Raw genomic sequence first — 15,260 nt, forward strand, 5'->3', positions numbered from 1 at the left:
CGACCCGCAGAAGGACGACATGGTCAGTTTGCCCAGGCTGAAGGCCGGACGGGAGCCGGGGGAACGTCCCGCGCCGGTCCGGCGACGGCCGCCCGCGCGGCGACGCCGCTTCACCAGCACCCAGGTCTGGATCTGGTTCTTCCTCACCCCGACCGTGGTGCTGTACGGCCTCTACACCGTCTACCCCATCGTCGCGAGCTACTGGTTCTCCTTCGTGGAGTGGAACGGCTTCGAGGCGGAGAAGACCTGGGTCGGGCTGCGGAACTACCAGGACGTGCTGGCCGACCCCCAGTTCTGGAACTCCTTCACCGTCACGGCGTTGTTCACGGTCGTCGCCGTCCCGGTGAAGGTGGTCTTCTCGCTGCTGGTCGCCCTGCTGCTGAACTCGCCGAAGATGCCGCTGCGCAACCTGTTCCGTACGGCGTTCTTCCTGCCGGTGGTCACCACGACGGCCATCGTCGGCGTCGTCATGCAGTTCGTGTTCGACCCCACCGACGGCCCGGTCAACCAGCTGCTGCTCACGCTCGGCCTGGTGGACGAGGGAGTCAACTTCCTCGGCGACTCCTCCAGCTCGCTGTGGACCGTGGTCGGCGTCTACGTCTGGAAGTGGTTCGGCGTGACGCTGATCTACTGGCTGGCCGCGCTGCAGACGATCCCGGACGACGTCTATCAGGCCGCCGCGCTCGACGGCGCCGGCCCCTGGTCGATGCTGCGGCACATCACGATGCCGCTGCTCAAGCCGTTCACCGTGATCATCTCGCTGCTGACGCTGGAGAGCACGCTCAAGGTCTTCGACCTCGTGCTCACCATGACCAACGGCGGCCCGTTCTACAGCACCGAGGTGGTGGAGATCTACATCTACCGCTGGTCGTTCGCCGCCACCACGCCCCAGCTCGGCTTCGCGTCCGCCGCGGCCGTCATCTTCGGCATGTTCGTGTGCCTGCTCGGGCTGTTGCAACTCGCCGGAATCCGCGCCGCCCGCAAGGCAGGAGGCCTCGTATGAGCACGACGACGGTCCGCAAGGATCCCGGCCGCGGCTGGTCGGTGGCCCGTGTCCGCAACCGCCTGGTGTGGTGGGTCATGGCGGTGATCGTCGGTATCGGGGCGCTGCTGTGGGTGTACCCGTTCGTCTGGATGGTGTCGGCCTCGCTCAAGGATCAGCTGGAGGTCTTCGGCTCGGGCCTCAGCCTGCTGCCGAAGACGCCCGTCTGGGAGAACTACGCCCGCGCCTGGACCGATGCGGGCTTCGGCCGCTATCTGCTCAACACCGTCATCGTCACCGTCTGCACGGTCGTGCTCGTCGTCGTGCGCTGCGCGATGGCGGGCTATGTGATCGCCAGGTACAGGTTCACCGGCAGGAAGACCGTCATGGTCGTGCTGATCGCGACCCTGTTCGTCCCCACCGGCTACACCATCATCCCGGTCGTCGAGATCTCCCAGCGTCTCGGACTGCTCAACTCGCTGTCCGGCATGGTCATCGCGCTGAGCGGCGCCGCCCACGTGGCCTCGATCCTGCTCTACATGGGCTACTTCCGCGGCGTCCCGAAGGAGCTCGAAGAGGCGGCCGTGATCGACGGCGCGGGTTTCCTGTCCGTCTTCTTCCGCGTGATGCTGCCCCTCGCGATGCCCGTCACCGCGACGGTGACCCTGCTGACGTTCCTGGCCACCTGGAACGCCTTCTTCCTGCCGCTCGTCTTCACCTTCAGCCGGCCCGACCTGCGTACGCTGAGCGTCGGCATGCTGGCCTTCGTGGGCGAGAACTCCGTCGACTGGAGCGGCATGGCCGCCGCGGCCGTCATCTCGCTGCTGCCCGTCGTGATCCTCTTCGTGCTGCTGCAGCGCTACTTCGTCGAGGGGATGGCGGGCGCCGTGAAGTCGTGACGCGCATCGTCCCCGCGCGCTCCCCGTGATGCGAGGAGCCGGCCGGCCCGGCTATGCGAGGAGCCGGTCGGCCCGGTCCAGCAGGGCGCGGCGCTCGGCCTCGCCGCCGGAGAGCGCGGCGGCCCGCCGGAACAGGGCCGCCGCCCGGTCCCTTGCGCCGGCGCGGGCGATGAGGTCGGCCTCCGCAGCGAGCGCGGGCGGGTAGCCGTCGAGCGCGCCGCCGTCGCGGACCTCGGCCAGCAGTTCCAGCCCGCTCGCCGGACCGTACGCGTAACCGTGCGCCACGGCCCGGTTCAGCGCGATCACCGGGGTGGGCTGGATCCGGACGAGCGCGTCATAACAGGCCGCGATCGCCGCCCAATCCGTGGCGTCGGCCGACTGCGCGGTGGCGTGGCAGGCCGCGATCCTGGCCTGCAGCACGTACGGCCCCTCCGGGCGCGTCGCGGCACCGCCGCCCGCGCGTGCCTCCGCGCTGTCGCCCAGAGCCCTGGCCAGGGCGGACGTGCCCTCGGCGATCGCCGCGTGGTCCCAGCGTGAGCGGTCCTGCCGGTCGAGCGTGAGCAGGTCGCCGTCGCCGTCCCGTCGGGCGTCGCGCCTGGAGTGCTGGAACAGGAACAGGGCCAGCAGCCCGGTGATCTCCCGCTCGTCCGGCATGAGCCGTTCTAGCAGCCGGGCCAGCCGGATCGCCTCGTCCGCGAAGGCCGGGCGGCCCTCGGCGTCGTAGCCCCGCGTGAACAGCAGGTACAGCACGGCGAGCACGCCGGGCAGCCGTTCGGTGAGAGCCGGGCCGGCGGGCACCCGGTAGGGGATGCCGGCCTTGGCGATCTTCGTTTTGGCCCTGGTCAGACGGCGTGTCATGGCGGACTCGCCGACCAGGAAGGCCCGCGCGATGTCGGCGGTCGGGACCCCGCAGACCGTGCGCAACGTCAACGCCACGCGGCCCTCCAGCGGGAGCGCCGGATGGCAGCACGTGAAGACCAGTCGCAGGCGGTCGTCCACGATCTGCTCCTTCTCGGTGCCGGGATCGGTGAGCGCGAGCACCGCCAGTTCATCGAGCTTGCGGCGCTCGGTCGACGCCCGCCGCAGGGCGTCGATGGCGCGGTTGCGGGCCACGGTCATGAGCCATCCGCCCGGGTTGGCCGGCACGCCGTCCGCGGGCCAGCGTTCGAGAGCCAGCGCCAGCGCCTCCTGCGCGCAGTCCTCGGCCAGGGTCCAGTCCCCCGTGACCCGGATCAGCGCGGCCACGATCCGCGCGAAGGCGTCCTTGCCCGCGGCGGCGACGGCCCCCGCCGCGCCGCCACCGGGAGGATCCGTGTGTGTCACGCGGGCGTGCCGTCCGGTCCGGCGAACGGGCGCAGTTCGAGCCGGCCCGACCTCGCCATGGGGTGGGCCCTCGCGACCTCGATCGCCTCGTCCAGGTCGGCGCAGTCGAGGACGTCGTACCCCACGATCACCTCCTTGGTCTCCGTGAACGGCCCGTCCGAGACGAGCAGCTCGCCGTTGCGCACGCGTACCGTCGTGGCCGCGGACGTGGGGGCCAGCGCGTCGCCGTCGAGGCGGCGGCCGCGGGCGTCGTTCTCCGCCACCCACGCCTCGATGTCGGGCCAGTCCGACGTGTCGGTGTCCGGCGCCGTGTCGCTGCAGACGAACATCATGTACTTCATCGTTGTGCTCCTTCGGGTCGCGTTCTTTCACCAAGGTGACGAACGGCCGGCGCCGATCCGGACACCGGTCCGCGAAGATTTATGGCTGCGGCTCGCCTGGTCACCCGCACGTACGGCGACCTGGTGAGTATGCGGACACCGCACGCGCCTGAAACTCATCGCCACCACGGCGCGGCGTGACGCCTAGGATCCGGTGCACGCGACGGAAGGCGAGGTACGGCGATTGACGGACGAGCACGCGGCTCCGGCAGCTGCGCGCGATCGGACTCCCCACCGGTGACGGGCGGCCGCTTCGCCACCCACGACCTCGAGCTCCGCGACGACGTCGTGGTCAAGCGCTACCGCTCGTGGGAGCGGGAGGAGCCCGCGCGGGAGTGGGAGGCGCTGAACGTGCTGGCCGCGTACGCGCCGGGCCTGGCCCCTGCGCCGCTCCGGGCCGCCCTGGACGCGACGCCCCCGAGCGTGACGATGTCCCGGCTGCCGGGCAGCCCGCTGCGCGGCGAACGTACGACGGAAGAGCAGGTGGCGGCGCTGGCCGACGCGCTGGTCCGGCTGCGGGAGGCGGTGCCCGCCGGGGTCGTGTCGTCCCTGCGGCCCGCCGCGTGGAACCCGGCCGGGGCCGTGGCGAAGGCCCGCGTGTCGGTCTCCCGGCTGCCCTCCGGCCCCTGGGACGATCCCGTCGTGCGGAAGGCGTACGCGCACGGGGCGGCGTGGCTGGCGGGCGCGGACCCTGACGAGCTGCTCGCCGACCCGCTCCCTCCGGTGCTCGGGCAGGCGGACGGCAACCGCGCCAACTACCTGTGGGACGCCCACGAGCGCCGGATCCGGCTGCTGGACTGGGAGGACTCCGGCCGCAGCGACCGCGCGTTCGAGCTGGGCGACCTCCTTGAGCACGTCTCGCGGCTCGACGGCGACCTCGACGCGGCCCGGCTGCTGGACCTCATCGCACTTACGCGGCGGGAGCGCGCCCGCGTGCTGGGCTTCCGGCGGCTGATCGCGTTCACCTGGTTCCTCATGCTGGGACCCGGAGGGCCGTTCGCGGCGCGCAACCCGGCCGGGACGCGGGAGCGGCAGGCCGTACGGGTGCTGGAGCTGCTCGGCCGACCGGGGACATGAACGTTTTCTCATGCGACATCCATGTACAATGTGCATTTGCTTGACTACCGTGAGTGATCAAACAGTAGTCCCGCACAAGGAGGTTCCCCCGTGCGCCCATCCCCTCGTCAGATCGCCGCCGTCGCGATGATCGCCGCCGCCGGCCTGACCCTGTCGGCTCCGGCCCACGCCGTCGTCGATCCCGCGAAGGTCAACGTCCTGGAGTCCGTCACCAGAACCGACCCCATCGTGCTGGCCAACTGCGCCACCAGCACCCTTGCCGACCCCGTCGGCGCGGTGACCGTGCCGCCCGAGGTCCCGCTGGTGGGCTGCCTCACCCTGTGATCACCACTGAGGCGCCGGTCGTGCCCTGCCCTGCGGCGGCGACCGGCGCCTCGGCATGCGACGACCTCGCATGCTCAGAGACCGGTCAGGCCGACACCGACCAGCACGAGGCTGACGACGCTCGCCACCGCACGGAACGTGTTCCACGGGGTCCACCTGCGCATGAAGTCCTTCCACGGCATGGTGCCGGCGTTCATGGCGTTGTTCATCGGTACGTTGATCGCCATCGTGACGAGGAACGAACCGGCGAAGTTCACCGCGGCGGCGGCGAAGAACCAGAGGGCGGCCGGGCCGTCCGCGAACAGTCCCGCGAGGAGCGCCGCCACCGGCGACCCCAGGAGCACGAGGAAGAGCCAGGGGTTGAGGATCTTCTTGTTGATGCTGCGCATCGCCGCCTCCGCCTGGGCGGTGTCGATGGCGTTCAGGCCCGGCATGACGGACATGGAGAAGGTGTAGTAGAGGCCCGCGAGGGCGCCGTGCAGCGCGAGTGCGATCAGAGGCAGTGCCAACATGAGACCATCGTGACGCTCGCGGCATGAGACGGTCCATACATCAGGCGCTCGATCACATATGCGAGCGTCTCACCCTCCCGGGCCCCGCCCGTCAGCGCAGCGGATCGAACTCGTGCAGGGCGGCGGGCTGCTTGCCGGTGGTGATCTGCTCGGCCAGCAGCCGGCCCGTGACAGGGCCGTGGGTCAGGCCCCACATGCCGTGCCCGCCGGCCACGTAGACGCCCTGCCGGGCGGTCGCGCCGACGAGCGGGCGCCCGTCGGGGGTGACCGGCCGGCCGCCCACCCAGACGTCGGTGCGTTCGTCCCAGCGCACGCCGTCCAGCAGCGGGCGGGCGGAGTCGATGATCGCCTCCACGCGGGCCGGGACGCCCGGGGCGTCGGGGTCGCGGAACTCCATGGTTCCCGCCACGCGCAGCGCCCCCTGGTACGGCGTGCAGGCCACCCGCACGTCGGGCAGGTAGATCGGGCCTGGCACGGGACGGTCGACGGGCACGGTGAAGGAGTAGCCGCGGCCGGCCTGCACGGGGACCCGCACCCCGAGCCGGGAGGCCAGGCGGGGCAGCCACGCGCCGGTGGCCAGCACCACCGCGTCGGCCGACACGGACGTGCCGTAACTCGAGCTGACGGTGATCTTGCCCTTCTCCTCACGCAGGCCCGTGGCCTCGAAGGCGTACACGGTGGCGCCGCGGGCCATGACCTCCTTGCCGAGGGCGTGGACGAAGCCTCCGGGGTCGACGTAGCGCTGACCGTCGATCCGCACGCCCGCCTGCAGGGCCGCGGAGGCGAGCGGCACCTGCTCGGCGAGCCTGGCGCCTTCCAGGGCGGCGTGGTCGACGGGCTGTCCCGCGTCGGCCATCCGGCGCAGCTCGCGCAGCAGGGTCTCGGCCTGCTGCGGGGTGCGGAAGGCCGCGGTGATGGGCGCGTCGATGACGGGGGCGTCGACGCCGTTGGCGGTGAGCACGCCGTACGCCTCGATGCACTCCTCGTTGAGCGGCAGGTTGGCGCGTACGGCCCGCGTCCAGGTGGACCACCGGGAGTTGGCGGCGAACCTGAGCAGGAACGACCACAACTTCGGGTCGAAGGTGGCGGGAACGTGCAGCGGCGCGGACGGGTTGACCAGCGACTTCAGGCCGTACCGCACGACGGAGGGCTCGTTGAGCGGGATGGCCAGGCCGGGCGCGACCCATCCCGCGTTGCCCCAGGACGCCCCGGCCGCCACGCCGCCGCGGTCGACGACGTGGACGTCGACGCCGCGTTCCTGGAGAAACCACGCGGCCGACAGGCCGACGATGCCGGCGCCCACCACGATCGCCGACCGCGGCGGGTTGGTGATGCGCTCGCTCATGGCATGCCTCCGTACCTGGACAAAAGTCTCTTTCTCCCAGGATCGCGCGCGTGGGACCCGCACGGGTTGTGCGGCGCCGACAATTGCGACGGCCGGATTGTGCGACCGTCACAACAGGCGGTCGTCCTCCAGGGCGGCCAGCGTGATGATCATGGCGAGGCGCTGGCGGGCGTCGTCCAGGTCGAGCGGGGTGATCTGAGTGATCTTGCGCAGCCGGTTGCGTACGGTGTTGGGATGCACGCCGAGCCGTTCCGCGGCCACGGCGGGATCGCCCTGCGCCTCCAGCCACGCCCGCAGCGTGGCCATGTAGTGGGTGCCGTGGCGGGCGTCGTGCCGGCGCAGCGCGCCGACCGGCCCGCGCGCGGGGGTGCGTCCGGTGCGCGCGGCGGCACGCAGCCGCCGCAGCAGGATGTCGTCCCACGACTCGTCGTATGCCGGCGGCGCGGCGTGCGGGAGGCCCGCCTCGTGCAGCGCCAGGCACTCGTCGGCCTCCTGCCGGCTGGCCGGCAGCTCCGAGGCCCTGGCCGGCGCCCCGATCCCGGCCAGCAGCCGCACCTGCGCGGGCAGGGCGGACTCCAGCGCGGACACCCACGCCCGCGCCGCGTCGGCGTCCTCGCCGGGCAGGATCGTGTAGAGCGTGTTGCCCAGCAGGGTGCTTCGTCCGGGCCGCGACCAGCCGAAACCCGTGGTGGCCCGCTCGAACGCCAGCAGCAGCGCGGCGTGCCGCTCCTCCTCGGCCTGCGCGCGGACGGCGATGACGCGCAACGTCTCGCCGGCCATCCCCAGCTGGCTGAGCACCGTCGCGGCGTCGGCGCTGCCCTCCAGCAGCCGGATGGCCAGGTCGGACTCCACCTGCCGCTCCAGGTCGGCACTCGCCCGCGAGCGCAGCAGGTGCAGCGCCACCGTGCGCGCCCCGTCGCTCAGGGCGCCGAGCCGCGCCCCGGTCAGCGGGCTGCCGCAGGTCACCCAGACCGAGCCGAGCACCTCGCGGCCCGCCCGCACGGCCACCGCCATCCGCCCCGTCAGCCCGTGGGCCGGGTCCTGCTCGACGAACAACGGCTCGTCGGACGCCGCCAGCCGGTCGAACACGCCCCGCGACTGGAACAGCTCGCGCAGCCGGCCGGGAACCTGCCGCACCAGGATCGTCTCCAGCCGGGCGGGGTCGCCCGCCTGCTGGGAGCGTGAGTACGCCAGCACCCGCGACAGCCGGTCCTCGATGGTGACCGCGCCGCCGACGACGTCGGCCAGGCTGTCGGCCAGCGCGAACAGGTCCGTCGGCCCGCGACCGGCCTCCGTCTCGCTCCCTTCCAGGACGAGCCCGTACACCACGCCGGCCAGCTGGCTCCACGACACGGCGGGATCGACGAGCATGACCGCCACGCCCTCGCTCTCGCCGGCCGAGGACGCCTCCCGGGCGGCCTCGGCGCCGGCGCGCACCAGCACGACGGTGGCCCGCGCCGACACCGCCCACCGCACCGCCTCGGTCGCCGACGGGGCGCCGACCGCCATCAGCACGTCACCCTGGACGCGCTCGTCGGTGGGGTCGGGCATCGCCACGCTGCGCAGCTGGGCCGCGCGCATCTCGGGGCGCCCGCACAGCCGCACCCCGTATCCGCCGAGCACGTTGACCAGGCGATCGAGTCGGATCACAGGCCTATCCTGCCCCGGTGATCAGCGGCCACGCGCGGCGATCCTGGAGGCCAGGGCGGGCATCAGGCACAGCCGCATCAGGCCGCGTACGGTGGCGTTCTGCGGCTCGGGCGGGGTGCTGACCGGCATGCGCAGGGCGCCGTCCAGGCGGTGCAGCAGCTGCGCCTGCAGCGCGCCGCCGCCGGTCACCGTCAGGCCGTTGGCGCGCACGGCCTGACGCACCTGCGGGGGCAGGCGGCGCAGCAGCGCGGCCGTCATGTCGACGACCCCGTCCAGCACGTACGGCAGCAGCCCCGCGCTGGTCGTGGCGCCCAGCTGGATGGCCATGGCCTCGCTGATGACGCCGTCGCGGATGGCGACCACCTCGACGATGCCCGCACCCACGTCGAGCAGCAGGAACGGCCGCGAGTCCGTGACGTCCAGGCCGACGCCGACGGCCGCGGCCAGGGGCTCCTCCACCAGCGTCACCCCGCACCCGGCAGCCTCGGACACCGCGGTGCGCACCGCGCGCCGGTCGCTGGGCGACGCGGCGACGGGCACGCCGACCACCACCTGCTCCATCGAGCCGTCGCCCGCGGTCTGGACGTCCCGCAGCACGAGGCGCACGAGGCGCAGGCAGGCGCCGGGGTCGGCGACCATGCCGTGCCGGATCGGGCGTACCGGATCGGCGGCGCCGGCGACGGACCGGGAGGCGACGACGGCCGAGGGGCGGTCGGCGACGGCGACCCCGCTCCCCGTCAGCGCTCTGGTGTGCGCGGTGCCCAGATCGAGCGCCACCCTGCCGTGGCGGGTGCGCTGGATAGTGGGGGCTGATTCGAGCTCGGCCATGACGGTGTTCGGCTCCTTGCTTGACGCGAAGGGAAAGGGTGTGTCCCCGCGTGGGGAACGGCCGCGCCGGCGGGCGCGCACGGCCGGGCCGCGGCGCGGCAGTGGACGGAAGGTGAGCGGCTAGACCGGCGGCGGGCTGCGTGACCCGGCGGGGCGGTGCCCGAACTGCTGGGGATCCCCGACGGCGGCCGAGCCGTGCGGCGCGGGCAGCAGCGCGAGATGGGCGGCGTCGCTCTGGCGCGCGCCGGTCGTCGGCGTCAGGTGCCGGCTGCCGTGGGGAAGCAGGGGCGGCAGGCCCGTCAGCCGGTTGTCCGCGGTGCCGGGGCGCCACGTGGTCACCGCCTGGGTGACGGGGTCGTGAGCGGCGTGCCGGACGCAGGCCGCGCCGGCCACCAGCGAGCACACCAGGACGAGGCTCAGCACGATGAGCCCGCGTGGTGTGTTCCAGGGTCCCGTCACACGGCCGACCATAGCCCAACTGACACAATGGCGGCATGCAGAAGATCTCGCTCGTGGCGCTGGCCCGTCAGCAGACCGGCCTGGCGGCCGACGCCGGAGGCGGTCACACCGCCGACACCGTCTACGGCGGGCACGAGAAGATGTTGCGCCAGACGGTCATCGGCATGAAGCAGGGCTCCCGCCTGGCCGAGCACGAGAACCCGGGAGAGGCCACGGTGCAGGTGCTGCACGGCCGGGTGCGCATGGTCGCCGGCGACGACTCGTGGGAGGCCCGCACGGGAGACCTGCTCATCGTGCCCGACGCCCGCCACGCTCTCGAGGCGCTCGAGGACTCCGCGGTCCTGCTGACCGTCGTCAAGCGGCGCTGACCCCGGCCCTTCCGTCCGCTTCATCTGCCGGGCCCCGGGCCCTGGTACGCCGTGCGGCCTCTTGACAGGGAGCCTGCGATTTGACAACTTCCTTGGCAGATCGAGGTTGACAACGTTGTCATCCGTCTCCTGGGAGATCGCTGTGAGCACCCCCTGGCCGTCCCCGTCCCGTCCCGACAAGGCACGTCCCACGCAGCCGCCTTCGTGACGCTGCCCGACCGAGCCCCCGTACCGGCTGACGCACGGAAGGTTTCCCCCGATGAAGCACCCTCGCCGACGATCCCTCATGACGGCGCTCTTATGCGCGGGCGTCGCCTTCGCACTCTCCGCCCCCGCCGCCGCCGCGCTGACCTACGGCACCGCGGGAGTCACCGCACAGAAAGGTCCAGACCCGATTCCCAATCCCGGCCCTTCGGGCACCCCAGCCCCCGGCCCTTCCTCCAGCCCGCCGCCCGATCCGAAGGCGAGCGCGCCGCCTCCGTCCGCTGAGCAGGCGCGGCGCGCGGCGCAGGACGGGCAGAGACTGGCCCAGGCGGAGGGAGCGGCCTTCGCCTCCTCCTTCGAGCCCGGCGACCCTCAGCCGGCCTGGGCCGACACCCCCGAGACCGACGCCGAGGGCGGCAAGAAGGCCGAGAACGTTTCCGGCACCCTGCCAGGCGGCATCGAGGGCAGCGTCTCCGACAGGATCGCCCGGATCACCGTCAGCGGCGAGTTCTTCGACGCCGGCGAGGTCAGGGAGAACCTCGCCGACACCGACGCGAGCACCAAGTGGCTCGTGGACAGCGGCACCGGCTGGGCACAGTACGAGCTGTCCGAGCCGGTCGCGGTCGTGCACTACGCGCTGACCTCCGCCGACGACGTGCCCGAGCGCGACCCCCGCGACTGGCAGCTCCAGGGCTCGCAGGACGGGCAGACCTGGACGACGCTGGACACCCGCACCGGCGAGACGTTCTCGGCGCGTCACCAGCGCAAGGAATACCGCTTCCCCAACACGACCGCCTACTCCCACTACCGGCTGAACGTCACCCGCGTCGGCGGCGCCCCCATGCTGCAGCTGGCCGAGTGGGAGCTGTCCGACGGCGACACCGGCAGCCGGCCGCCCAGCGACATGCGCAGCCACGTCGGGGAGGGCCCGACCCGCGGGTACGTGTCCAAGCCGCGCGCCGGCTTCACCGGCCTGCGCGCGTTCCGGTACGCGGGCGGCACCACGTCGAGCAAGGGCGGCTACTCCACCAACAAGGTGTTCGAGGTGGACATCCCGGTCACGTCCGGGATGGAGCTGTCCTACCTGGTCTTCCCCGAGTTCACCGCGGCCGACCTGCGCTATCCCAGCACGTACGTCTCCGTGGACCTGGCCTTCGGCGACGGCACCTACCTCAGCGACCTGAAGGCCGTCGACCAGCACGGGGTCCGGCTGGCGCCCCGGGAGCAGGGCGAGTCGAAGACCCTGTACACCGACCAGTGGAACTTCAAGCGCGCCGAGATCGGCAAGGTCGCCAAGGGCAAGCGGATCAGCCGCATCCTGGTGGCCTACGACAGTCCCGTGGGCGAGGCCGGGTTCCGCGGCTGGGTCGACGACATCAAGATCGTCTCGGAGCGGAAGCGGCAGCCGTACGAGGGCCGCGGCGGCGACCCGCGCTCGCCCTCGCAGTACGTCGTGACCACCCGCGGCACCCACTCCACGGGCGGGTTCTCGCGGGGCAACAACATCCCCGCCACCGCCGTGCCGCACGGGTTCAACTTCTGGACGCCGATGACGGACGCGTCCTCGACGCGCTGGCTCTACGAGTACCACCGGGCCAACAACGCGGCGAACCTTCCCGAGATCCAGGCGTTCACCGCCAGCCACGAGCCCAGCCCGTGGATGGGCGACCGGCAGACGTTCCAGTTCATGCCGTCGGCCGCCGAAGGGACGCCCGACCCGTCGAGGACCGCCCGCGCGCTGCCCTTCCGCCACGAGCGGGAGGTCGCCCAGCCGCACCTGTACGCAGTCACCTTCGACAACGGCATGAAGACGGAGATCGCGCCCACCGACCACGCGGCGCTGGCCCGCTTCACCTTCCCCGGGTCGTCGGCCAAGCTGATCTTCGACAACGCGACCGGCGACGGCGGCCTGACCCTGGACGTGCGGGGCGGCGTGGTCACGGGATACTCCGACGTGCGCAGCGACCTGTCCACCGGGGCCTCGCGCATGTTCTATTACGCGACCTTCGACCGCCCCGTCACCGGCGGCGGCAAGCTGAGCGGCGAGGGACGCGACGACGTGCTGGGCTACCTCGCGTTCGACGCAGGACAGGCGCGCACGGTCACCATGCGCATCGCGTCCTCGCTCATCAGCGTCGAGCAGGCCAGGCGCAACCTGGAACTGGAGATCGGCGCCTCCGACACGCTGGAGCAGGTCAGCGAGCGGGCCCGCAAGGCGTGGGACGCCAAGCTCGGCGTCATCGAGGTCGAGGGCGCGAGCCACGACCAGCTCGTCACGCTGTACTCCAACCTGTACCGGTTGTTCCTCTATCCCAACTCGGGTTTCGAGAACACCGGCACCGCCGACCGGCCGGTGTACCGGCACGCCGTGCAGTCGGCCACCGAGACCCCGCCCAGCACGCCCACCGAGACGGGGGCGAAGGTGGCGGACGGCAAGGTGTACGTCAACAACGGCTTCTGGGACACCTACCGCACCACCTGGCCGGCGTACGCGCTGCTCACGCCGGAGGCGGCCGGTGAGATGGTGGACGGGTTCGTGCAGCAGTACGAGGACGGCGGCTGGATCGCGCGGTGGTCCTCGCCGGGCTACGCCGACCTGATGGTCGGCACGAGCTCCGACGTCGCCTTCGCCGACGCCCATCTGAAGGGCATCACGGGGTTCGACGCCGAGACCGCCTACGAGGCGGCGCTCAAGAACGCCACGGTCGCCCCGCCCACCCGCCACGTGGGCCGCAAGGGCCTGTCCACCTCCGTCTTCCTCGGCTACACGAGCACGGAGTCGACGGGCGAGGCCATGTCGTGGGCCATGGACGGCTACATCAACGACTTCGGCATCGCGAACATGGCCAAGGCGCTGGCCGAACGGTCGAAGGGCGCCAAGCGCGCCCGCTACCTGGAGGAGTACGAGTACTTCAGGAACCGGGCGCTCAACTACGTGCACATGTTCGACCCGGCGGTTCGCTTCTTCCAGGGCAGGAGCGCCGACGGATCGTTCCGGCTCAAGCCGGGCGCGTACGACCCGCGCGACTGGGGCCACGACTACACCGAGACGAACGGCTGGAACATGGCCTTCCACGTGCCGCAGGACGGCCGGGGCCTGGCCAACCTGTACGGCGGCGCGGACAAGCTGGCCGGCAAGCTCGACGCGTTCTTCGACGACCAGGAGACCGCGCTGTTCCCCGGCTCGTACAACGGGATCATCCACGAGATGCGCGAGGCCCGCGACATCCGGATGGGCCAGTACGGGCACAGCAACCAGCCCTCCCACCACATCCCCTACATGTACGACTACGCGGGACAACCGTGGAAGACCCAGGCCAAGGTGCGCGAGGCGCTCTCGCGGCTGTACCTGGGCAGCGAGATCGGCCAGGGGTACCCGGGAGACGAGGACAACGGGGAGATGTCGGCCTGGCAGATCTTCGGCGCCCTCGGCTTCTACCCGCTGCAGATGGGCAGCCCCTACTACGCGATCGGCTCGCCGCTGTTCACGAAGGCGACCGTGCGCCTGGAGAACGGCAAGAAGCTGGTGATCAGGGCGCCGGGCAACAGCGCGCGCAACGTGTACGTGCAGGGGCTGAAGGTCAACGGCAAGCGGTACGGGAAGACGTACCTGCCGCATGACCTGATCGCCAAGGGCGGCGAGCTGGTGTTCGAGATGGGGCCGAAGCCGTCGCGCTGGGGCACGGGGAAGGACGCCGCTCCGCCCTCGATCACCGGCGACGAACGCGTCCCGACGCCGCTGCACGACCTCACGGACCCGGGCCGCGGCACGGCGTCGGCGCCCGGCGACGCGGACGTGAGCGCGCTGTTCGACGACGACTCGGCGACGGGGGTGACGCTGCCCGAGTGGGTGCGCTACTCCTTCGACGGCGAGCGCACGGCGCGCTACTACACGCTGACGTCCGCCTCGGGTGATCCCGCCCAGGATCCGTCCGGGTGGGTCCTGGAGGGCTCGAAGGACGGCAACGCGTGGAAGTCGATCGACAAGCGGGCGGGTGAGAGCTTCCGGTGGCGCTCGCAGACGCGCCCGTTCAAGATCACCAGTCCGAACGCGTACCCCCACTACCGGCTCAGGTTCACCGACGGCAGGACGGTGTCGCTGGCGGAGGTGGAACTGCTCGCTCACGAGCCGCCCAGCACGTCGACGCTGGTCGTCGAGAGCTCCGGGGTCTTCGCCGCGCCCGGCGAGACGGTGAAGCTCTCGGCGACCGTGGCCAACCACGCCACCAGGCCCGCGAGCGGGCGGCTCACCGCCACCGGGCCGGAGGGCTGGACGGTCCGGCCCGCCTCCGCCCGCTTCGGGCCCGTCGCGCCGGGCGCGTCCCAGACCCTGACGTTCGAGGTGGCGGTGCCGGCGACGGCCGGGCCCGGCAGCCACGCGGTAAGGCTCACCGCCACCTCCGGCTCCGGGTCCGCCGGCGAGCAGGTGGCGATCACGCTGATCGGCGACACCGTGGAGTTCACGCCCGGCACCCCTGCCGAGGAGCCCTGGCTCCTGGACGCGGGCGGGTCGAAGCTCGACGGCGAGGTGCACGACGGTCGCGCCCGCTTCACCGACGGCGACAGCCACGCCACCTACCGGTTCGAGCTGCCCGCCCAGGTGACGGGCGGGTCGCTGACGCTGGACATCGCCAACCACTACCTGGTGGAGGTCTCGACCGATCAGAAGACCTGGCGGACGGTGCTGCGGGAGGAGGACGACGTGCGCGACCGCTCCAACCGGGCGGAGCACACGTTCGACCTGGCCGACCTGCGGGGCGACTCCGCGGCGTTCTACCTGCGCATCGGTGACAGCCGGCCGGACGACGGCTGGGGTTCCTGGCTGGCCAGGGTACGCCTGGAGCTGGACCGCACACAGGGCTGACGGACACAGGGCTGACGGACGCAGCGGCGGCCACCCGGCCGGGAC

The 15,260-nt window shown here is 72.1% G+C and carries 13 protein-coding genes; 6 read left to right on the forward strand and 7 right to left on the reverse strand.

The genetic code is table 11. The features are described from left to right. Positions 1 to 19: 19 nt before the first annotated feature. Together E1295_RS21440 and E1295_RS21445 are read left to right on the forward strand one after the other, a co-directional pair. Positions 20 to 1,003 carry a carbohydrate ABC transporter permease gene (locus E1295_RS21440; protein WP_132632115.1) on the forward strand — a complete coding sequence of 328 codons (984 nt, stop codon included), beginning with the start codon at positions 20 to 22 and terminating at the stop codon, positions 1,001 to 1,003. Beyond that, the gene (locus E1295_RS21445) at positions 1,000 to 1,881 is read left to right on the forward strand and encodes a carbohydrate ABC transporter permease (protein WP_132632116.1); all 882 of its coding nucleotides are present in this window, start codon (positions 1,000 to 1,002) and stop codon (positions 1,879 to 1,881) included. Before E1295_RS21440 ends, E1295_RS21445 begins: the two co-directional genes overlap by 4 nt. A gap of 51 nt (positions 1,882 to 1,932) precedes the next feature. Here the strand turns inward: E1295_RS21445 and E1295_RS21450 are convergent, their stop codons facing one another. Beyond that, positions 1,933 to 3,204, reverse strand: coding sequence for an RNA polymerase sigma factor (locus tag E1295_RS21450; protein ID WP_132632117.1), 1,272 nt, complete (start codon positions 3,202 to 3,204; stop codon positions 1,933 to 1,935). After that, positions 3,201 to 3,545, reverse strand: a complete 345-nt coding sequence (locus E1295_RS21455; RefSeq protein WP_132632118.1) for a YciI family protein — start codon at positions 3,543 to 3,545, stop codon at positions 3,201 to 3,203. Before E1295_RS21455 ends, E1295_RS21450 begins: the two co-directional genes overlap by 4 nt. 276 nt (positions 3,546 to 3,821) lie before the next feature. Here E1295_RS21455 and E1295_RS21460 point away from each other — a divergent pair, with 276 nt between their 5' ends. Next, a complete protein-coding gene (locus E1295_RS21460; protein WP_220448828.1) occupies positions 3,822 to 4,661 on the forward strand; it encodes an aminoglycoside phosphotransferase family protein in 840 nt (279 codons plus the stop codon). 90 nt (positions 4,662 to 4,751) lie between these two features. After that, the gene (locus tag E1295_RS21465) at positions 4,752 to 4,985 is read left to right on the forward strand and encodes a hypothetical protein (RefSeq protein ID WP_132632119.1); all 234 of its coding nucleotides are present in this window, start codon (positions 4,752 to 4,754) and stop codon (positions 4,983 to 4,985) included. A gap of 74 nt (positions 4,986 to 5,059) precedes the next feature. Here E1295_RS21465 and E1295_RS21470 read toward each other — a convergent pair whose 3' ends face one another. The 5 genes from E1295_RS21470 to E1295_RS21490 all read right to left on the reverse strand — a co-directional run bounded on the left by E1295_RS21470 (position 5,060) and on the right by E1295_RS21490 (position 9,779). Continuing rightward, the gene (locus tag E1295_RS21470) at positions 5,060 to 5,497 is read right to left on the reverse strand and encodes an anthrone oxygenase family protein (protein ID WP_132632120.1); all 438 of its coding nucleotides are present in this window, start codon (positions 5,495 to 5,497) and stop codon (positions 5,060 to 5,062) included. Between the two features lie 91 nt (positions 5,498 to 5,588). After that, positions 5,589 to 6,842, reverse strand: coding sequence for an NAD(P)/FAD-dependent oxidoreductase (locus tag E1295_RS21475; protein ID WP_132632121.1), 1,254 nt, complete (start codon positions 6,840 to 6,842; stop codon positions 5,589 to 5,591). Positions 6,843 to 6,950: 108 nt separating this feature from the next. Continuing rightward, positions 6,951 to 8,492, reverse strand: a complete 1,542-nt coding sequence (locus E1295_RS21480) for a PucR family transcriptional regulator (RefSeq protein WP_132632122.1) — start codon at positions 8,490 to 8,492, stop codon at positions 6,951 to 6,953. Positions 8,493 to 8,513: 21 nt separating this feature from the next. Next, entirely contained in the window at positions 8,514 to 9,320 is an 807-nt protein-coding gene (locus E1295_RS21485) for a rod shape-determining protein (RefSeq protein ID WP_132632123.1), read from the reverse strand. Between the two features lie 120 nt (positions 9,321 to 9,440). Then, positions 9,441 to 9,779, reverse strand: a complete 339-nt coding sequence (locus tag E1295_RS21490; protein WP_132632124.1) for a hypothetical protein — start codon at positions 9,777 to 9,779, stop codon at positions 9,441 to 9,443. Between the two features lie 35 nt (positions 9,780 to 9,814). On the opposite strand from E1295_RS21490, the gene E1295_RS21495 reads away from it, so the two are divergent. Next, a complete protein-coding gene (locus tag E1295_RS21495; protein WP_132632125.1) occupies positions 9,815 to 10,147 on the forward strand; it encodes a cupin domain-containing protein in 333 nt (110 codons plus the stop codon). A gap of 286 nt (positions 10,148 to 10,433) precedes the next feature. Beyond that, positions 10,434 to 15,215 (forward strand): GH92 family glycosyl hydrolase, encoded by a 4,782-nt coding sequence (locus tag E1295_RS21500; protein ID WP_132632126.1) that lies wholly within the window; start codon positions 10,434 to 10,436, stop codon positions 15,213 to 15,215. The last annotated feature ends 45 nt before the right edge of the window (positions 15,216 to 15,260 follow it).

This window comes from Nonomuraea mesophila (genome assembly GCF_004352805.1).
Lineage (GTDB): Bacteria > Actinomycetota > Actinomycetes > Streptosporangiales > Streptosporangiaceae > Nonomuraea > Nonomuraea longispora.

Excerpts from the sequence above, each read along its gene's own strand:
- E1295_RS21475 (WP_132632121.1), bottom strand. The coding sequence starts at position 6,842 with ATGAGCGAGCGCATCACCAACCCGCCGCGGTCGGCGATCGTGGTGGGC.
- E1295_RS21440 (WP_132632115.1), top strand. The coding sequence starts at position 20 with ATGGTCAGTTTGCCCAGGCTGAAGGCCGGACGGGAGCCGGGGGAACGT.
- E1295_RS21470 (WP_132632120.1), bottom strand. The coding sequence starts at position 5,497 with ATGTTGGCACTGCCTCTGATCGCACTCGCGCTGCACGGCGCCCTCGCG.
- E1295_RS21445 (WP_132632116.1), top strand. The coding sequence starts at position 1,000 with ATGAGCACGACGACGGTCCGCAAGGATCCCGGCCGCGGCTGGTCGGTG.
- E1295_RS21495 (WP_132632125.1), top strand. The coding sequence starts at position 9,815 with ATGCAGAAGATCTCGCTCGTGGCGCTGGCCCGTCAGCAGACCGGCCTG.
- E1295_RS21500 (WP_132632126.1), top strand. The coding sequence starts at position 10,434 with ATGACGGCGCTCTTATGCGCGGGCGTCGCCTTCGCACTCTCCGCCCCC.
- E1295_RS21455 (WP_132632118.1), bottom strand. The coding sequence starts at position 3,545 with ATGAAGTACATGATGTTCGTCTGCAGCGACACGGCGCCGGACACCGAC.
- E1295_RS21485 (WP_132632123.1), bottom strand. The coding sequence starts at position 9,320 with ATGGCCGAGCTCGAATCAGCCCCCACTATCCAGCGCACCCGCCACGGC.